A 17,854-nucleotide genomic window follows, 5' to 3' on the forward strand; every position below is an offset into this window, starting at 1 on the left:
TGCGGGTCGGATGAGCGTTCTTGTGGACACGGAGCGGGAGCGGGTGCGTACGGCGCTGGATGGGCTGCTCGCGGCGTGGCTGCCCGGCCGGCGCTGGTTCGCGGGCAAGGACACCGGGGCGCCGGCCGTCACCACCCGGCTCCTGGAGCGGGTGCTGCCGGGCGATCCGGCGCTCCTGGTCGCGGTGTTCGACACCGGCGCCGACGGCCCGTACCAGGCACTGATCGGGATGCGCCGGGGACCGGCACCGGTGCCGTCCGAGGCGGTGATCGGCCGGCTGACCGCACCCGGCGGCCCGGCCCTGACACTGTACGAGGCCACGCAGGACCCGGAGTTGATGACCAGGCTGCTGGAGCGCTTCGGCACCGACGAGCAGGGGCCGGTGCGCTTCGAGCGCCTGCCCGGCAGCGACCTGCCCTTCGGGGTGCCCGGAGTGGCGAGCACGGCGGAGCAGTCCAACACCTCGGTGGCCTTCGCCGACCGGGCGATGTTCAAGGTGCTGCGCCGGCCCGTGCCCGGGACCAGCCCGGAGCTGGAGCTGCTCGGCGCGCTGCAGCGGGCCGGCTCGGTGCCGAGCGCGGCGCCGCTGGCCCAGGTGCGCACCACGGGCGAGTCCCCGGTGGGCGCTTTCACGCTCGGCATCGTGCAGGAGTTCGTGCGCTCGCGCGGGGACGGCTGGGCGGCGGCCACCGGCCAGGCCCGCGCGTGCCTGGCGGCCGGGCGCGGCATCGAGGCGCCGCTCGGCGGCTTCGCCGAGGAGTCGTACGCGCTGGGCCTGGCCACCGCCCGGGTGCACACCGCGCTCGCCGAGCAGCTCGGCAGCCGGCCCCTCACCGGGCCGGAGAGCGCGGCCCTGCTCGACCTGCTGGGCGAGCGCCTGGCGGAGGGACTGCGGTCCGTTCCCGAACTGGATCCGTACGCCGTCGCGTTGTGGGAGTTGCACGAGGAGCTGCGCGGCAGCGTCCTGGGCGGCCGGGCGCCGCTGGTCCAGCGGATCCACGGCGATCTGCACCTGGGACAAGTGCTGCGCACCGAACAGGGCTGGGTGCTCATCGACTTCGAGGGCGAACCCGGGCACTCGCCGCAGGAGCGCCGCAGGCCGCAGCCGGCCCTGCGCGATGTCGCCGCGATGCTGCGCTCCTTCGATTACGCGGCCCACCACGCCCTGACCGAGGTGCTGGACCGCCCGCCGGGCGAGATGCCGCCCGACGACCCGCACGCGGCCCGGCTGGCGCGCCGGGCCACGGCCTGGGCGGTGCACAACCGGCAGGCGTACTGCGCCGGTTATGCCGCCGGGGGCGGCCAGGACCCGCGCCGCGAACCGTTGCTGGTGCGCTCCTTCGAGGCGGACAAGGCCGTGTACGAGGCGGTGTACGAGGCCCACAACCGGCCCGAATGGCTGCCCATCCCGCTCCTCGCGGTCCGCCGGCTGACCGAAGAAATCCGTCAGCAGAATTGAAAGTTCAGGAAGTCCGTGACCGCTCTTTGTCGGTGAGATACGGGCCCGTTGAAGATGTGACACGTTCGCGAAATGTCAAGAACGGGAGATTCGATGGTTCATCAGTCCCGGACGAATTCAAAATCATAATGCGAAGGGTGTGACCATGTCCGACACCGTCAACTTCACGTTCTCCGACACCATCGCGGGCCGGGTGGCCGGATTCGACCGCGAGGCGCGCGTCTTCACCCTCGTCACCGCCGACGGCCGCCGCTTCGACGTCTCCCTGGACGGCGGGCCCGGCGCCGAGCTGCTGCACAACCTCGGGGAGCCCTACCAGGACGCCACCGGCCACATCGACTCACTGCTGGAGGAGGGCCGCTACGTCCTGGCGTACGGCATCTTCTACCCGCAGGCCGACGGGCTGCGGTTCGAGGCCAAGCGGCTGGTCTTCACCGGCCGGCAGGCGGACGACCACCGGTTCGAGGAGGCCGGCTGGTGGATCCGGCAGATCCGCGAGATCGCCGGCTTCTACCGCAAGGCCCAGTTCGGCGACGGGCCGATCGACTTCTCGCAGTACCGCACCGAGATCCGGCTCAGCGGCGACAAGACCGCGAGCCACGTCCAGGAGACGGACACCATCTCCCGGCTGGTGTACGGCATGGCCTCCGCGTTCCTGCTGACCGGCGACGACGAGTACCTGGAGATCGCCGAGCGGGGCACCGAGTACCTGCGCGAGCACATGCGGTTCGTGGACGCCGACGAGAACGTCGTGTACTGGTACCACGGCCTCAAGGTCGACGGCGACATCGAGACCAAGCTGTTCACCTCGGAGTTCTCCGACGACTACGACGCACTGCCCGCCTATGAGCAGATCTACGCGCTGGCCGGCCCGATCCAGACGTACCGGATCACCGGCGACCCGCGCATCAAGGCCGACGCGGACGCCACCATCCGGCTCTTCGACCGGTTCTACCTGGACCCGGAGCACGGCGGGTACTTCTCGCACATCGACCCGATCCTGCTCAGCCCGGAGCACGAGTCGCTCGGCCCCAACCGGGCCCGCAAGAACTGGAACTCCGTCGGTGACCACGCACCGGCCTATCTGATCAACCTGTACCTGGCCACCGGTGAGAAGACGTACGCCGACATGCTGGAGTACACCTTCGACACGATCGTCGGCCGGTTCCCCGACCCGGAGCACAGCCCCTTCGTGCAGGAACGGTTCCACAAGGACTGGTCCCACGACACCACGCACGGCTGGCAGCAGAACCGCGCGGTCGTCGGCCACAACCTCAAGATCGCCTGGAACCTGCTGCGGATGCACTCGCTGCGTCCCAAGCAGAGCTATCTGGAGCTGGCCACCACCCTCGGCGAGACCATGCCCGAGTGGGGCGCGGACCGGCAGCGCGGCGGCTGGTACGACGTGGTGGAGCGGATCCGGGTGGCCGGCGAGGACCGGCACCGGTTCACCTGGCACGACCGCAAGGCGTGGTGGCAGCAGGAGCAGGCGATCCTCGCCTACCTCATCCTGCACGGCATCACGGACCGCGCGGACTTCCAGGGCGAGGCCCGGGACGCCCAGGCCTTCTACAACGCCTTCTTCCTCGACCACGACGAGGGCGCCGTCTACTTCAACGTGCTCGCGAACGGGCTGCCGTACCTGCTCGGGGTCGAGCGGCTCAAGGGCAGCCACTCGATGTCGATGTACCACTCGGCCGAGCTGTGCTATCTCGCGGCCGTCTACAACAACCTGCTGCTGGGGGGCAGCGCCATGGACTTCTGGTTCAAGCCCGACCCCGCGCTGATCGAGGGCCGGGTGCTGCGTGTGGCGCCGGACCTGCTGCCGCGCGGATCCGTACGCATCGAGTCCGTCGAGATCGACGGCGAGCCGCACGGCGCCTTCGACGCCGAGGGCCTGCTCGTGCACCTGCCCGAGACGTCCGGGCGGGTCAAGGTCAAGGTCCGGCTGGCCCCGGTAACCCGGACGGAGGTGGCGGCATGACCGTCAAGCTCAGCTCCCGCACCGAGGGCGACACCGCGGTGGTCGTCCTCGAAGGAGAGATCAACTCCACCACGTCCGGCGGGCTCCAGGCCCAGCTGCTGCCGTTCGTCGGGCAGGGCAGCCGCCTGCTGATCGACCTCAGCGGGGTCAGCTACGTCTCCAGCGCGGGCCTGCGCACCCTGCTGATCGTGCACCGCAGGGCCCAGCAGCTGCAGACCGCGGTGATCCTGGTGGGCCTGTCGGAGGAGGTCCGGTTCGTGATGTCGGCCACCGGGTTCCTGGACTTCTTCCAGATCGAGGAAGACCTGGACGCCGCACGGGAACACACGGGCCGATGACCGTCCAGGAGACACGTGAGCGCGTCGACGCGTTCCCCACCCGCCGGATCGGCGGCTACCGGGTCCGGGCCGGACGGCCCTTCCCGTACGGTGCCCATCCGGTCCCGGGGGGAATCAACTTCTCGGTCTACTCCGACCGGGCCACCGCGATGCGGCTGGTCCTCTTCGAGCGGGGCGCCCGCCGGCCCACCGCCGAACTGGAGTTCCCACCGGAGTTCCGCATCGGCAGCGTGTACGCGATGACGGTCTTCGGACTGGACGCGGAGAACCTGGAGTACGGCTTCCGCGCCGACGGCCCCTTCGACCCGGAGGCCGGTGACCGGTTCGACCCGGGCAAGGTGCTCAGCGACCCCTACGCCCGGCTGGTCTCCGGCCGGGACGTGTGGGGGCGGGAGCCGGACTGGGACGACGTCTACCCCTACCGCGCGAAGGTGCTCGACGACGACTTCGACTGGGGCGACGACACTCCGCTCGGCATCCCCACCGAGGACCTGGTCGTCTACGAGACCCACGTCCGGGGCTTCACCCGCCACCCCTCGTCCGGGGTGAGCGCCCCGGGCACCTACGCCGGCCTGCGGGAGAAGATCCCCTACCTGAAGGACCTCGGCGTCAACTGCGTCGAGCTGCTGCCCGTGTTCGAGTTCGACGAGCTGGACAACCCGCGCACCGACCCGGCCACCGGCGGACGGCTCCACAACTACTGGGGCTACAACACCGTCTCGTTCTTCGCACCCAAGGCCGGGTACGCGGCCACGGGCCGGTTCGGGATGCAGGCCGACGAGTTCAAGACCCTCGTCAGGGAGCTGCACCGGGCCGGCATCGAGGTCATGCTCGACGTGGTGTTCAACCACACCGCCGAGGGCAACGAGCACGGCCCGACCATCTCGTTCCGCGGCCTGGACAACGCCACGTACTACATGCTCACGCCGCGGGGCGAGTACTACAACTTCAGCGGGACCGGCAACACCGTCAACTGCAACCACCCCGTGGTCCGCGACTTCGTGCTGTCCTGTCTGCGCTACTGGGTGTCCGAGTACCACATCGACGGCTTCCGCTTCGATCTCGCGGCCATCCTCGACCGGGCGCCCGACGGCACCCCGCTGCCCAACCCGCCCCTGCTGGAACAGCTGGCCCACGACCCGATCCTGCGCCACACCAAGCTGATCGCCGAGGCCTGGGACGCGGCCGGCCTCTACCAGGTGGGCGCGTTCCCGAACTACGGCCGCTGGTCGGAGTGGAACGGCCAGTACCGGGACAGCGTGCGCCGCTTCGTCAAGGGCGAGCCGGGCCTGGTCGGCGAGCTGGCCACCCGTATGGCCGGCTCCCCCGACCTGTACCGGGGCCGCACCGCCTCGGCGTCGGTCAACTTCGTCACCGCGCACGACGGATTCACCCTCAACGACCTGGTGTCGTACAACGACAAGCACAACGAGGCCAACGGCGAGGGCAACCGCGACGGGGGGAACGACAACCACAGCTGGAACTGCGGCGAGGAGGGACCCAGCGCCTCGGCGCACGTCCGGGACCTCAGGACGCGCCAGATGAAGAACCTGCTGGGCATCCTCCTCACCAGCCAGGGTGTTCCGATGGTCCTGGCCGGGGACGAGGTCGGGCGCACCCAGCTCGGCAACAACAACGGCTACTGCCAGGACAACGAACTCTCCTGGTTCGACTGGGGGCTCGTCGAGGCCAACGCCGAACTGCTCGAGTTCTCCCGGCGCCTGATCGCCTTCCGGCACGCCCACCCGGTCCTGCGCTCCGCCGACCACCCGGTCGGCTCCGACCGGGTGGGCAGTGGTTATCCCGACATCAGCTGGCACGGGGTACGGGCCTGGCACCCGGACTGGTCCGCGCACAGCAGGGTGCTCGGGCTGATGCGGTGCGGCCGGCACGCCAAGGGCGGCACCGTCGCCGACGACCACGTCTACATCGCGGTCAACGCCCACTGGGAGTCGCACGACCTGGAGCTGCCCGGCCTGCCCGAGGGACAGGCGTGGCATCTGTTCGCCGACACCGGACTCGCCGCCCCGCACGGCCTCGCCGAGGTCGGCGGCGAGCGCGAGCTGCACCATCCGGGCCGCTACCACCTCGGCCCGCACGCGCTGGTGATCCTCGTCGGCCGCGACCGGCGCACCGGCTGATCCGCCGTACGCACGCCTCGCAGACGGAGGCCCCACAGAAGGAGAGCTGTTCATGTCGTTCGACGGAAAGCTGAGCGTGTCCGAGGGCATCGCGACGATCGAGATCAAGGGCGAGCTCGACGCGTCCACCGCGCCCCGCTTCCACGACCTGGTCGACCAGGCCGCCGAGCAGGGCGCGGTGCGGCTGGAGATAGACGCCCGATCCCTCGACTACCTGTCCAGCGCGGGGCTGCGCTCGCTGGTGTTCGCCCGCCAGAAGATGGGCGACGAGGTGCGCATCGCCGTGATCGGGGCCACGGAGCCGGTGAGCCGGACCATCCGGCTGGCGGGCTTCGACCACAGCATCGAGCTGATCGACGCCTGAGAGGGGCGCAAGATGGCGATCGACTCCGGAGCCGCCTCGGCCGGACCCACCGCCGGACAGGAGTGGTGCGAGGCGGGCTGCGCCGGTCAGCCGCTCGCCGGGACCACGGCGGGGCTGAGGATCGCGGCCGACCTCGAATCCCTGGACCTGGTCGCCCGGTTCGTCCTCGAACTCGGGCGGTCGGGCCGGCTGACCAGCAGCGAGACCTACCGGTTGCGGCTGGCCGCCGACGAGCTGGCGACCAACATCGTCATGCACGGGTACTGCGGGGCACCGGGCGACATCTGCGTGGACGGCGGGGTCACCCCGGACCGGGTGTGGGTGCGTTTCTCCGACGACGCCCCGCCCTTCGATCCCCGCGGCGGCATGAAGGCGCCCGACCTGGAGGTACCGCTGGCCCGGCGCGCCGTCGGCGGACTCGGGGTCTTCCTGGCGCTGACGGCGGTGGACCGCTTCGACTACGAGCTGGTGGCGGGGCGCAACGTCAGCATGCTGACGATCCACCGCGACCACCACGGATAGATGAGACGAGATGTCACACACGAAGGTGCTGCTCCTTGACGAACACCGTCAGGCCCCGGCCGAGTTGCTGGCCACGCTGGAGGCGCTGCGGTTCGAGGTCCGCCGCCGTACCCCGGGCGAGGCGCTCGTACTGGCGCCGGGCGAGCTGGGCGAGACCGAGGTGCTGCTCGTCTCCGCCCGGCTCGCACCGGCCACGGTGAGAGCGGTCGTACGGCGGCTGGACGACGAGGGACGGCAGCCGACCGTCGTGGCGTTCGCCGACCACGACCTGCACTTGCTCGGCGGGCACGTCCAGGCCGGCTCCGACTACCTCGTACCGCCGTTCCATCCCGAGCTGGTCCGTGCCCGGCTGCGCAACTGCCATGAGCGCGCCGAGTTCAGCCGCACCCTGGAGGACGTGGCCGCCCACGCCGAACTGCTCAGCTACGAGCGGGAGCTGGAGATCGGCCGGGAGATCCAGCTCGGGTTCCTGCCGGACGCCCTGCCCAGCCCCGACGGCTGGGAGATCGACGTCCGCTTCCGGCCGGCCCGGACCGTCGCCGGGGACTTCTACGACGTCTTCGAACTGGTCAACCGGCGCAGGCTGGCCCTCGTGGTGGCCGACGTCTGCGACAAGGGCGTGGGTGCCGCCCTGTTCATGGCGCTGATCCGCAGCCTGCTGCGGCACACCGCCGAGCAGAGCGGGCTGCAGAACCTGATCGCCGCCGACGTGCTGAACGAGTCCACCGTCTGGGAGGAGCAGACCCGCGCGATCCCCGTCGTGGGAGCCACCCCGCTGCTGAACGCGGTGGTGGGCACCAACAACTACCTGACCCGCAACCACATCAGACAGGGCTACTTCGCCACCCTGTTCTTCGGTGTCCTCGACCCGGTCACCGGCAACCTCGTCTACATCAACGGCGGCCACAACCCGCCGGTCCTGGTCAGTGCCGACGGCTCCGAGCCGGTGCTCCTGGAGCCCACCGGGCCGGCCGTCGGCGTCATCCCCGACGTCACCTTCTCGCTGGGCTACGCGCAGATCAGCCCGGGCGACACCCTCTTCATCTACACGGACGGGGTCACCGAGGCGCGCTCCGGGACGGGACGGTTCTTCGGGAACGACCTGATGCTCAAGCAGCTGGCCGAGGCGGCGGTGCGCGGCGAGGAACTCCTCGACCACATGGACGGCGTGCTCAACGAGTTCGTCGGCCCCGCCGAGCAGTCGGACGACATCACCATGATGGCCGTGCACCGACGCGCCTCCTGACGGAATCCCGGGTGGAGACCATGTCGCAGATCATCACCGTGCACTCGTACCGGGGCGGTACGGGGAAGTCCAGCACGGCCGCCAACCTGGCGGTGCTGCTGGCCTCCTCCGGACACCGGGTCGCACTGGTGGACACCGACATCCAGACGCCTGCCCTGGACGTCATGTTCGGCGACGCGCTCGGCACGGTCCGGCGCTCCCTGAGCGACTACCTGATCGGGCGCTGCGAGATCGAGGACGCCGCCTACGCCGCGGAGGCGGACGCCGGGCACGACGGCTTCTTCGTGGTGCCGGCCCGCAGCCGGGCCGCGGGCATCAACGAGATCATGGGGCGGGGCTACGACGTCGGGCTGCTCCGCGAGGGCTTCGACCGGCTGATCGACTCGCTCGCCCTCGACGTGCTGCTCCTCGACACCCACGCCGGGTTCAACAACGAGACGGTCACCTCGATGGCCAGCTCGGACGCCCTGGTGGTGGTCACCCGGGCGGACCGGCTGGACATGGCGGGTGCCGCCGAGACGATGTCGCTCGCCGGTCGCCTCGGCTGCGGGCAGCTGAGCGTGGCGGTGAACCAGGTGCCGGCCGGAACGGCACCGGAGCCGTTGCGCGCGAAGGTGGAGAACGCCTTCGGCACCCCGATCACCGTGGCGCTGCCCTACGCCCCCGAGATGGCGTCACTGGCCGGCGAGCGGCTGTTCAGCACGGCCTATCCGCACCACCCGCTGGTGGCCGGTTACCGCCGCATCATCGCCGACGTGAGCAACGGGACCACGGCGCTGCGCCGGCCCGCGCCGCATCCCCATTCCCTGCCCTGACCCCGGTCCGCGCAACATCCGGCGCAACATCCGGGTCCACGACCGTACTTCGGTGCCAGGAGGCATGACCATGCAAGGCAAGCCCGACGTCCGTCGGCCGGCCCCCACCGTCGGCCGGATACCCGTGCGGGACGTCCGCCCCCAGGTGGACGCGGGCCGCCGCCCCGTCCGTGCCGTGCCGGGCGAGCTGTTCGAGGTGTCCGCCACCGTCTTCCGGGAGGGACACGACGCGGTCGCCGCGAACGTCGTCCTGACCGGTCCGGACGGTGTGCCCGGACCCTGGACGCCCATGCGGCTGCTGGCCCCCGGCACCGACCGGTACGCCGCGCAGGTCTCGGCCGGCCGGGAGGGCGAGTGGACGTACCGGGTCGAGGCGTGGACCGATCCCCTGGCCACCTGGCGGCACACCGCACGCATCAAGGTCCCGGCCCGGATCGACGTGGAGCTGGTCCTGGCGGAGGGGGCGCTGTTGCTGGAGCGGGCGCTGCACAAGCTGCCGGCCGGCGCTCCGGAGCGGGCCCGTGAGGTGCTCGAGACGGCGCGCGACCGGCTTCTGGACGGCAGACTCGCCCCCGACGACCGGCTCACCGCCGCACTCGACGCCGAGGTGACCGGCATCCTGGCCGCTCATCCGCTGCGCGAGCTGGTGACCTGCTCCGAGGAGCTGCCGCTGCGCGTCGACCGGGAGCGGGCGCTGTCCGGGTCCTGGTACGAGTTCTTCCCGCGCTCCGAGGGGGCCGTGCCGGCCACGGTGAATGCCGAGGGCGTGCTGGAGCCGCCCCGCTCGGGGACCCTGCGCACCGCGGCGGAGCGGCTGGAGGCCGTCGCCGCGATGGGCTTCGACGTGGTGTACCTGCCGCCCGTCCATCCCATCGGCACCACCCACCGCAAGGGCCGCGGCAACACCCTGGCCGCGGGCCCGCACGACCCGGGATCGCCGTGGGCGATCGGCTCCGCGGACGGCGGCCACGACGCCGTCCACCCGGACCTCGGCACCCTGGACGACTTCGACCACTTCGTCGCCCGGGCCGCCGAACTCGGCCTGGAGGTGGCGCTCGACTTCGCGCTGCAGTGCTCACCGGACCACCCCTGGGTCACCGAGCACCCGGAGTGGTTCCGGCACCGGCTCGACGGCTCGATCGCCTACGCCGAGAACCCGCCGAAGAAATACCAGGACATCTATCCCCTCGACTTCGACACCGAGCCCGAGGGGCTGTACGCGGAGTGCCTGCGCGTGCTGCGCCACTGGATGGCCCACGGCGTGCGGATCTTCCGCGTGGACAACCCGCACACCAAGCCTGTCTGGTTCTGGGAGCGGCTCATCGAGGACGTGCACTCCACCGACCCCGACGTGCTCTTCCTCGCCGAGGCGTTCACCCGTCCCGCGATGATGCACAGCCTGGCCCGGGTCGGCTTCCACCAGTCGTACACGTACTTCACCTGGCGCAACTCCAAGGAGGAGGTCGAGTCCTACCTCTCCGAACTGGCCGGGCTCGGCGGCGAGGAGAGCGCGGCCTATCTGCGGCCGAACCTCTTCGTGAACACCCCGGACATCCTCAACGCCTTCCTGCAGTACGGCGGCCGCGCGGCCTTCGCGGTGCGCGCCGTGCTCGCCGCGACGGCGGCCCCGACCTGGGGGGTCTACGCGGGCTACGAGCTGTACGAGAACGTGCCCGCCGGACCCGGCAGCGAGGAGTACCTCGACTCGGAGAAGTACCAGTACCGGCCCAGGGACTGGAAGGCGGCGGACGCCTCCGGCGACACCCTCGCCCCGCTGATCACCACGCTCAACCGGCTGCGCCGCGACCACCCCGCCCTGCACCAGCTGCGCAACCTGCGCTTCCACCGGGCGGACAACGACGCGGTGGTCTGCTTCTCCAAGCGGGTCGGGGACGACTGGGTGCTGGTGGTCCTCAACCTCGATCCGCACAGCGTGCGGGAGGCGACGGTCCATCTCGACCTGCCGGCCCTCGGCCTCGACCGCGCCGACACCTTCGACGCGCACGACGCGCTGTCCGGCGAGACGTACCGCTGGGGCCGCGAGAACTACGTACGCCTCGATCCGGAGCACCAGGTCGCCCACATCATCACGGACAGGACGCACCTCTCGTGAACCCGCCGGTTTCCCCCCACCCCGTCCGGACGGCCCCCGCACGGCTGCCGGCCACCGACCTCAAACGCCTGACCACCGGCGAGTCGAGCGATCCGCACGCACTGCTCGGTCCGCACCAGGGACCCGAGGGTGTGACCCTGCGCGTTCTCAAGCCGCTCGCGGAGGCGGTGTGGGCGATCGGCCCGGCCGGGGAGGTCCTGGCCGAGCTGCGCCACGAGGGCGGCGGCGTCTTCGCCGGGCTGCTGCCCGACGACAGGTCCGACTACCGGCTGCGGGTGCGGTACGCCGAGTGCGACTGCGAGACGGACGACCCGTACCGCTTCCCGCCCGTGCCGGGGGAGCTGGACCTGTACCTGATCGCCGAGGGCCGGCACGAGCGGCTGTGGACGGTACTGGGTGCCCAGGTGCGCGAGCACCGTTCCGTCACCGGCACCGCGTTCGCGGTCTGGGCGCCGAACGCCCGCGCCGTCCGGGTCGTCGGGGACTTCAACCACTGGGACGGCACCGGGCACCCCATGCGGTCGCTGGGCGCCTCCGGCGTGTGGGAGCTGTTCGTGCCGGGCGTCGGCGACGGGTGCCGGTACAAGTTCGAGATCCTCGGACCCGACGGCACCTGGCGGCAGAAGGCCGATCCGCTCGCCCGCTCCGCGGAGGCCGCGCCCGGCACCGCCTCCGTCGTCTTCGCCTCCCGCCACCGGTGGACGGATGCCGAATGGATGGCGGCACGCGGCCGGCGGCGCGCCGAGCGGGCGCCGATGAGCGTGTACGAACTGCACCTCGGCTCCTGGCGGCCGGGCCGGACCTACCGGCAGCTGGCCACCGAACTGCCCGGCTACGTCAAGGCGCTGGGCTTCACCCATGTGGAGTTCCTGCCCGTCGCCGAGCACCCGTTCCGTGGCTCCTGGGGCTACCAGGTCACCTCGTACTACGCGCCCATGGCCGCGCTCGGCACCCCCGACGACTTCCGGTACCTGGTCGACGCGCTGCACCGGGCGGACATCGGCGTGATCCTCGACTGGGTGCCGGCCCACTTCCCGAAGGACGACTGGGCGCTGGCCCGGTTCGACGGCGCCGCCCTGTACGAGCACCCCGACCCGCGGCGCGGCGAACACCCCGACTGGGGAACCCTCGTCTTCGACTACGGACGCGAGCAGGTGCGCAACTTCCTGGTCGCCAACGCCCTGTACTGGTGCACCGAGTTCCACATCGACGGCCTCAGGGTGGATGCCGTCGCCTCCATGCTCTACCTCGACTACTCGCGCCCCGAGGGCGGCTGGCTGCCCAACGCGTACGGCGGCCGGGAGCACCTGGAGGCGGTGGAGTTCCTGCAGGAGATGAACGCCGCCGTCTACCGCAGCTGCCCCGGGGTGGTCACCATCGCCGAGGAGTCCACCGCCTGGGAGGGCGTGACCCGGCGCACCGACCACGGCGGGCTCGGCTTCGGGTTCAAGTGGAACATGGGCTGGATGCACGACTCCCTGGTCTACATGGGCAAGGACCCCGTGCACCGGCAGTACCACCACCACGCGCTGACCTTCCCCATGGTGTACGCCTACGCGGAGAACCACCTGCTGCCGATCAGCCACGACGAAGTGGTGCACGGCAAGGGCTCGTTGCTCGGGAAGATGCCCGGTGACCCCTGGCAGAGGTTCGCGGGCGTGCGGGCCTATCTGGCCTTCATGTGGGGCTTTCCCGGCAAGCATCTGCTCTTCATGGGGCAGGAGTTCGCCCAGTCGAGCGAGTGGTCGCACGACACGGGGCTGGACTGGGCGGCGCTCGGCCACGCTCCCCATGCGGGCGTGCGCGACCTGGTGCGCGACCTCAACGCGCACTATCTCGGGCTCCCCGCCCTTTGGGACCTGGACGCCGCCCCCGAGGGATTCCGCTGGCTGGACGCGGACGCGGCCGAGGACAACGTGTACTCCTTCGTCCGTCACGACGCCGACGGCACCCCCCTGGTGTGCGTGCACCACTTCCAGCCGAGCGTGCGCCACGGCTACCGCATCGGCCTGCCCGCCGGCGGTGAGTGGACCGAGATCCTCAACACCGACGCGGACCGCTACGGCGGCTCGGGCGTGGTCAACTCCGAGCCGCTGCAGGCCGGTCCGGTCCCCTGGCAGGGCCAGGGGTGGAGCGCCGAGGTCACTCTGCCGCCCCTGGGCGTCATCTGGCTGCGGCCGCGGCGCTGGGCCGCGGGCGGGGAACGACACGAAGAGGGGACGTACGCGTGAGCGACTACCTGTGGGACGAGTACCGGCGCATCCTCGGCGGGGCCCGCACGATCGCCGTGGTGGGCGCCTCGGCGGAGCCCGGCAAGGCCGCGCACGAGATCCCGGCCTACCTCCAGGGCAAGGGCTTCAACGTCATCCCGGTCAACCCGCACCACCGCGAGGTGCTGGGCCGGCCGGCCTTCGCCACGCTGCTCGACATCGGCGAACCGGTCGACATCGTCGACGTGTTCCGGCCGGCGCCCAAGACCCCCGCCGTGGCCCGGCAGGCCCTGGAGATCGGGGCGCGGGCCCTGTGGCTGCAGCTCGGCATCGTCTCCGACGAGGCGCGCGACATCGCCGAGGCGGGCGGCCTGCGCGTGGTCATGAACCGCTGCCTCGGGGCGGTGTACGCGGAGCTGGAGCTGGCCGGGGCACTGAGCCGGACGACTTGAGAAGGGGACGGACGCATGAGGCTCGTCGACACCATCGTCGTGGGGGGCGGCCCGGCCGGTCTGTCCGCGGCGCTCTACCTGGCCCGCTACAACCGCGAGGTCCTGATCTTCGACACCGGCCACGGGCGCTCGACGCACCACCAGACCAACCACAACTACCTCGGCTTCCCCGAGGGCATCCCCACCGTCGACCTGCGGAAGCTCGGCCGGGAGCAGCTCGGCCGCTACGCCAACGCCCGGGTCCTGCACCACCTGGTCACGCACGCCGAGGGCGATGCCGAGCGGGGCTTCACGGTCCGCTCCCAGGGGCACGCCTGGCGGTCCCGGGCGCTGGTGCTGGCCACCGGCGTCCTCGACCACTTCCCCCACTTCGAGGGCTGGGAGTCGTACGTCGGCCGGTCGATGTTCTGGTGCATCACCTGCGACGGGTACGAGAACCGGGGGCGGAGCATCCTGGTCGTCGGGCACACCGACGCGGCCGCCGGTGAGGCCATGCAGCTGCACAGCCTCACCGAGCGGGTGCGGGTGCTGACCAACAGCGGTAGCGACGAGATCAGTCCGAAGTTCCGCCGTCGTCTGGAGCGCGCCGGCATCCCGGTGGTGCACGACCGGATCGGGGAGGTCGAGGGCGCGGACGGGATGCTTTCAGCCGTGCTGACCCGCGAGGGTCGGCGGCTGGAGCTGGACGCGCTGTTCTCCATCCAGGGCGCCACCCCCGAGACCACGCTCGCCCGGCAGCTGGGCGTCCGGCTCGCCGCCACCGGATATGTCGAGGTGGATTCCGAGCAGAAGACCAGCGTGCCGGGCGTCTACGCGGCCGGCGACCTCACCGCGTTGCACTCCCACCAGGTGACGGCCGCCGTCCACGAGGGAGCGCAGGCGGCGTCGGCCGCCAACTACTTCCTGCATCCGCCGGAGCTGAAGGCGGACTGAGCACGGGGGCGGGTCAGCGGCGGGCGCCCTGGATCTGGGCGGCCGCCTCGGCCAGGCGGGACAGGTCGTCGGCGGTCAGCGCGATGTCCGCGGCGGCCGTGTTCTGCTCCAGGTAGCTGATCCGCTTGGTGCCCGGGATCGGAACGATGTCGGCGCCCTGCGCGTGCACCCAGGCCAGCGCGATCTGGCCGGGCAGCACGTCGCGGGCGGCGGCGATCTCCCGGATCACGTCGACGACCTTCTGGTTGGCGTCCAGGTTGTCCTGCGAGAACCGCGGCAGGTTGCGGCGCATGTCGTTCGAGGCCATGGTGTCCCGGCTGGTGACCGCGCCGGTGAGGAAGCCCCGGCCGAGCGGGGAGAACGGGACCACGCCGATGCCCAGCCGGCGGGCGGCGGGCAGGACCTCGGCCTCGATCTCGCGGCTCCACAGCGAGTACTCGCTCTGCACGGCGGTGATCGGGTGCACGGCGTGGGCGCGCTCCAGTTCGTCCGCGGACACCTCGGAGACGCCGATGTAGCGGACCTTGCCGGCCTGCACCAGCTCCGCCATGGTGCCGATGGACTCCTCGATGGGCGTCTTCGGGTCCACCCGGTGCAGGTAGTAGAGGTCGACGTGGTCCACGCCGAGGCGCTCCAGCGACTCGTCGATGCAGCGGCGGATGTAGTCCGGGTCGGCCTGCAGCAGCATGCCCGCACCGGGCTTCACGTCGACGATGCCGCACTTCGTGGCGAGGGTCACCTCGTCCCGGCGCTCCCGCAGCGCGTACCCGACCAGCTTCTCGTTTGCGCCCACGCCGTACAGGCCGGTCGCCCCATACACGTTGGCCGTGTCGATCAGGGTGACGCCCAGATCGAGGGCCCGGTGGATGGTCCTGATCGACTCCTCGTCGTTGCCGACTCCGTACGACTGGCTCATGCCCATGCAGCCGAGTCCCTGTGCGGAGACCTGCAGACCCTGGCTGCCCAGAGCGACCTGACGCATCAGTGTTTCCCTTCGTGGTGATGGAACCAGTGGCTGAGCCGGCGGCCCACCGCATGGCCGCCGGTCAGCAGGTAGAACGCGTGCGCGAGCCCGGTCCGCCGGCCGTGCCGCACCCACAGGAAGTGGTGGTGGGGCCGGCTGTCGTGCGGGTTCGGAAGTGCATAGACCAGGACGAACGACACCAGCGTAAGCGCCGCCATGAGCAACAGGGCTGATTGATAGGCGACTTGGTAACGGCTTGACGCTGTGGCCGCGCCCGGGCGGGCGCCCAGGACGGAGAAGACCGTACCGATCCCGGCCACCCCGAGAGCCTGGCCGATCTGGAACGCGGTGGTCAGGGCACCCGAGGCGGAGCCCTTGTCGGAGGGACGGATACCGGTCAGGACGACACCGATCAGCGGGGACATCGTCAGGCCCTGGGCCGTGCCGATCAGCAGCAGCGGCAGGGCCAGCTCGACCGCCGACAGGCCGGAGCCGGCGCCGTGCACGGTGGCCCACGCGGCGATCAGACCGCCGAGCAGCAGCACGTGCCCGAGCACCAGCACGGACCGGCCGAGTCGTGGGACGAGCCGGGGCACCACCAGGGACGAGGCGAAGAACGCGATGCCGACCGGGGCGAACGCGAGCCCCGCCTGCAGCGGGTCGAGTCCGAGGCCGACCTGGAAGGTCAGTGAGGTGTAGACGGCGAGGCCGACGATGGTGATGAAGTACAGGACGCCGATCGCGATGCCCACGCCGAACGCCCGCTGCCGGAACAGGGACGGGCGCAGCAGCGGGGTGCGGCCGGTCCGGTCCAGGCGCTGCTCGTACCGGATGAACAGGGTGAACCCGGGGACGGCGGCGGCGAACATCACCCAGGTCCACCAGGCCCAGCCCACGCCGGGACCGATCAGCAGCGGCAGCACGAGCAGCAGCAGGGCGCCGCCGAGCAGGCCGGTGCCGGCGAGGTCGATGTGGGGGCGGCCGGCGGGTTCGTCCCGGGCCATGACCCGGCGGCCGGTGAGCAGCGCGGCGGTGCCGAGCGGGACCAGCACCAGGAACGCGGGGCGCCAGGCCAGCCCCGCCAGGTTGAGCTGGATCAGCGCGCCGCCGACGAGCTGGCCGACGACGATGGCGACGCCGATGGTGGCGCCGAACAGGCCGAGCGCGAAGTTGCGTTCGGCGCCCTCGAAGGTGTCCTGGATGATCGACAGGATCTGCGGGTAGATCAGCGCGGCGCCGAAGCCCTGCACCAGGCGGGCGCCGATGAGCACGGGCGCGTTGGGCGCGAGGCCGCTGACCAGCACGGCGGCGGTGAACAGCACCAGACCGGCGAGCAGCACGCGGCGCCGGCCCAGTACGTCGCCGAGCCGGCCGCCCGTGATCAGGAAGACGGCGTACACCAGCCCGTACCCGGCCACCACGAACTGCACGGCCCCGAACCCGACGTGCAGGGTCTCCTGGAGGGACGGCATCGCGAGGTTGGCGATGGACACGCCGCCGACGACCAGGAAGGTACAGGTGAGTCCGACGGCGAGGACGAACCAGCGGGCGCGGCCTGTGGGTGCGGCGGCGAGGGGCGCGTACGGATCGGCTGCCCCGACCGCCTCCCCGGTCGTCGGTGACGTCATGCGGACGCCAGGGCCAGGACCGTCGCCACGGCCGTGTCCGTGGCCGAGGCCGGGTTCTGTCCCGTGACCAGGCGGCCGTCGGTCACCGCGTGGGCGGCGAACTCGGGGGCGCTCTCGTGCTTGCCGCCCAGCTCCTCCAGGGCGGTCTGGAGCGCGAAGGGAACGATGTCGGTCAGGCCCATCGCGGCCTCCTCGGCGTTGCTGAACCCGGTCAGCCGCTTGCCCTCGACCAGCGGGCGGCCGTCGGAGAGCCGCACCCCGACCAGCGCCGCCGGGCCGTGGCAGAGCGCCGCGACCACACCGCCCGCCTCGTAGACGTCCCGGGCGAGCGCGGCCAGGGCCGGATCGCCGGGGAAGTCCCACATGGTGCCGTGGCCGCCCGCGAAGAAGACCGCGTCGTAGCCGGCCGGGTCCACGTCCCCGACGCGGAGCGTGTCGGCCAGCTTCGCCCTCATCTCCGGGTCCTCCAGGAAGGCCTTCTGGACCCTGTCGTTCAGGTCGACGCCGGAGGCCGGGGGGCGGCCGCCGCGCACCGACGCGAGGTCGACGCGGTGGCCGGCCTCGCTGAACACCTGCCAGGGGTGGGCGACTTCGGGCATGTAGTAGCCGGTGGAGCGGCCGGTGTCACCCAGCTCCGCGTGGCTGGTGAGGACGATGAGGATCGTCTTCGTACGGGACATGGTCG

15 protein-coding genes are annotated in these 17,854 nt (G+C 71.3%); 12 read left to right on the top strand and 3 right to left on the bottom strand.

All coding sequences use genetic code 11. From position 1 onward, the window contains the following. Positions 1 to 10 precede the first annotated feature (10 nt). From ACIF83_RS28675 to ACIF83_RS28730, 12 genes are all read left to right on the top strand, one after another. Complete coding sequence (locus ACIF83_RS28675) at positions 11 to 1,459, top strand: maltokinase (RefSeq protein WP_393474253.1); 1,449 nt, start codon at positions 11 to 13, stop codon at positions 1,457 to 1,459. 145 nt (positions 1,460 to 1,604) lie between these two features. After that, positions 1,605 to 3,443 carry an AGE family epimerase/isomerase gene (locus ACIF83_RS28680; RefSeq protein WP_399731135.1) on the top strand — a complete coding sequence of 613 codons (1,839 nt, stop codon included), beginning with the start codon at positions 1,605 to 1,607 and terminating at the stop codon, positions 3,441 to 3,443. Continuing rightward, positions 3,440 to 3,781: an STAS domain-containing protein gene (locus tag ACIF83_RS28685; RefSeq protein ID WP_145885149.1), complete on the top strand. Its 342-nt coding sequence runs from the start codon at positions 3,440 to 3,442 to the stop codon at positions 3,779 to 3,781. The genes ACIF83_RS28680 and ACIF83_RS28685 overlap by 4 nt, the downstream gene beginning before the upstream one ends. Continuing rightward, positions 3,778 to 5,922, top strand: a complete 2,145-nt coding sequence (glgX, locus tag ACIF83_RS28690; protein ID WP_393474247.1) for a glycogen debranching protein GlgX — start codon at positions 3,778 to 3,780, stop codon at positions 5,920 to 5,922. Before ACIF83_RS28685 ends, glgX begins: the two co-directional genes overlap by 4 nt. A gap of 52 nt (positions 5,923 to 5,974) precedes the next feature. Continuing rightward, positions 5,975 to 6,286, top strand: coding sequence for an STAS domain-containing protein (locus ACIF83_RS28695; RefSeq protein WP_393474245.1), 312 nt, complete (start codon positions 5,975 to 5,977; stop codon positions 6,284 to 6,286). A 12-nt stretch (positions 6,287 to 6,298) separates the two neighbouring features. After that, positions 6,299 to 6,808, top strand: coding sequence for an ATP-binding protein (locus ACIF83_RS28700; protein WP_393474242.1), 510 nt, complete (start codon positions 6,299 to 6,301; stop codon positions 6,806 to 6,808). 10 nt (positions 6,809 to 6,818) lie between these two features. Continuing rightward, positions 6,819 to 8,054: a PP2C family protein-serine/threonine phosphatase gene (locus ACIF83_RS28705; RefSeq protein WP_393474239.1), complete on the top strand. Its 1,236-nt coding sequence runs from the start codon at positions 6,819 to 6,821 to the stop codon at positions 8,052 to 8,054. Between the two features lie 20 nt (positions 8,055 to 8,074). Then, complete coding sequence (locus ACIF83_RS28710; RefSeq protein WP_393474236.1) at positions 8,075 to 8,869, top strand: MinD/ParA family protein; 795 nt, start codon at positions 8,075 to 8,077, stop codon at positions 8,867 to 8,869. Between the two features lie 70 nt (positions 8,870 to 8,939). Further along, positions 8,940 to 10,982 (top strand): maltotransferase domain-containing protein, encoded by a 2,043-nt coding sequence (locus ACIF83_RS28715; protein ID WP_399731221.1) that lies wholly within the window; start codon positions 8,940 to 8,942, stop codon positions 10,980 to 10,982. Beyond that, positions 10,979 to 13,213, top strand: coding sequence for a 1,4-alpha-glucan branching protein GlgB (glgB, locus tag ACIF83_RS28720; RefSeq protein ID WP_399731140.1), 2,235 nt, complete (start codon positions 10,979 to 10,981; stop codon positions 13,211 to 13,213). Before ACIF83_RS28715 ends, glgB begins: the two co-directional genes overlap by 4 nt. Next, positions 13,210 to 13,644, top strand: a complete 435-nt coding sequence (locus ACIF83_RS28725) for a CoA-binding protein (RefSeq protein WP_398140627.1) — start codon at positions 13,210 to 13,212, stop codon at positions 13,642 to 13,644. Before glgB ends, ACIF83_RS28725 begins: the two co-directional genes overlap by 4 nt. A gap of 15 nt (positions 13,645 to 13,659) precedes the next feature. Next, entirely contained in the window at positions 13,660 to 14,577 is a 918-nt protein-coding gene (locus tag ACIF83_RS28730; protein WP_399731144.1) for an NAD(P)/FAD-dependent oxidoreductase, read from the top strand. 13 nt (positions 14,578 to 14,590) lie between these two features. Here the strand turns inward: ACIF83_RS28730 and ACIF83_RS28735 are convergent, their stop codons facing one another. From ACIF83_RS28735 to ACIF83_RS28745, 3 genes are read right to left on the bottom strand one after another with little or no spacing between them, the layout of a single operon-like run. Further along, positions 14,591 to 15,559: an aldo/keto reductase gene (locus tag ACIF83_RS28735; RefSeq protein ID WP_393474225.1), complete on the bottom strand. Its 969-nt coding sequence runs from the start codon at positions 15,557 to 15,559 to the stop codon at positions 14,591 to 14,593. Further along, positions 15,559 to 17,169, bottom strand: coding sequence for an MFS transporter (locus tag ACIF83_RS28740; protein WP_393474222.1), 1,611 nt, complete (start codon positions 17,167 to 17,169; stop codon positions 15,559 to 15,561). The genes ACIF83_RS28735 and ACIF83_RS28740 overlap by 1 nt, the downstream gene beginning before the upstream one ends. Continuing rightward, positions 17,166 to 17,849 (bottom strand): type 1 glutamine amidotransferase domain-containing protein, encoded by a 684-nt coding sequence (locus tag ACIF83_RS28745; RefSeq protein WP_399731148.1) that lies wholly within the window; start codon positions 17,847 to 17,849, stop codon positions 17,166 to 17,168. The genes ACIF83_RS28740 and ACIF83_RS28745 overlap by 4 nt, the downstream gene beginning before the upstream one ends. Between the last annotated feature and the right edge of the window lie 5 nt (positions 17,850 to 17,854).

Source organism: Streptomyces sp. NPDC085866 (genome assembly GCF_044541035.1).
In the GTDB taxonomy this organism is placed as follows: domain Bacteria; phylum Actinomycetota; class Actinomycetes; order Streptomycetales; family Streptomycetaceae; genus Streptomyces.

What these genes read in the sequence shown, in the direction of transcription:
- ACIF83_RS28675 (WP_393474253.1), top strand. Translation starts at nt 11, where the DNA reads ATGAGCGTTCTTGTGGACACGGAGCGGGAGCGGGTGCGTACGGCGCTG.
- ACIF83_RS28680 (WP_399731135.1), top strand. Translation starts at nt 1,605, where the DNA reads ATGTCCGACACCGTCAACTTCACGTTCTCCGACACCATCGCGGGCCGG.
- ACIF83_RS28685 (WP_145885149.1), top strand. Translation starts at nt 3,440, where the DNA reads ATGACCGTCAAGCTCAGCTCCCGCACCGAGGGCGACACCGCGGTGGTC.
- glgX (WP_393474247.1), top strand. Translation starts at nt 3,778, where the DNA reads ATGACCGTCCAGGAGACACGTGAGCGCGTCGACGCGTTCCCCACCCGC.
- ACIF83_RS28695 (WP_393474245.1), top strand. Translation starts at nt 5,975, where the DNA reads ATGTCGTTCGACGGAAAGCTGAGCGTGTCCGAGGGCATCGCGACGATC.
- ACIF83_RS28700 (WP_393474242.1), top strand. Translation starts at nt 6,299, where the DNA reads ATGGCGATCGACTCCGGAGCCGCCTCGGCCGGACCCACCGCCGGACAG.
- ACIF83_RS28705 (WP_393474239.1), top strand. Translation starts at nt 6,819, where the DNA reads ATGTCACACACGAAGGTGCTGCTCCTTGACGAACACCGTCAGGCCCCG.
- ACIF83_RS28710 (WP_393474236.1), top strand. Translation starts at nt 8,075, where the DNA reads ATGTCGCAGATCATCACCGTGCACTCGTACCGGGGCGGTACGGGGAAG.
- ACIF83_RS28715 (WP_399731221.1), top strand. Translation starts at nt 8,940, where the DNA reads ATGCAAGGCAAGCCCGACGTCCGTCGGCCGGCCCCCACCGTCGGCCGG.
- ACIF83_RS28730 (WP_399731144.1), top strand. Translation starts at nt 13,660, where the DNA reads ATGAGGCTCGTCGACACCATCGTCGTGGGGGGCGGCCCGGCCGGTCTG.
- ACIF83_RS28735 (WP_393474225.1), bottom strand. Translation starts at nt 15,559, where the DNA reads ATGCGTCAGGTCGCTCTGGGCAGCCAGGGTCTGCAGGTCTCCGCACAG.
- ACIF83_RS28740 (WP_393474222.1), bottom strand. Translation starts at nt 17,169, where the DNA reads ATGACGTCACCGACGACCGGGGAGGCGGTCGGGGCAGCCGATCCGTAC.
- ACIF83_RS28745 (WP_399731148.1), bottom strand. Translation starts at nt 17,849, where the DNA reads ATGTCCCGTACGAAGACGATCCTCATCGTCCTCACCAGCCACGCGGAG.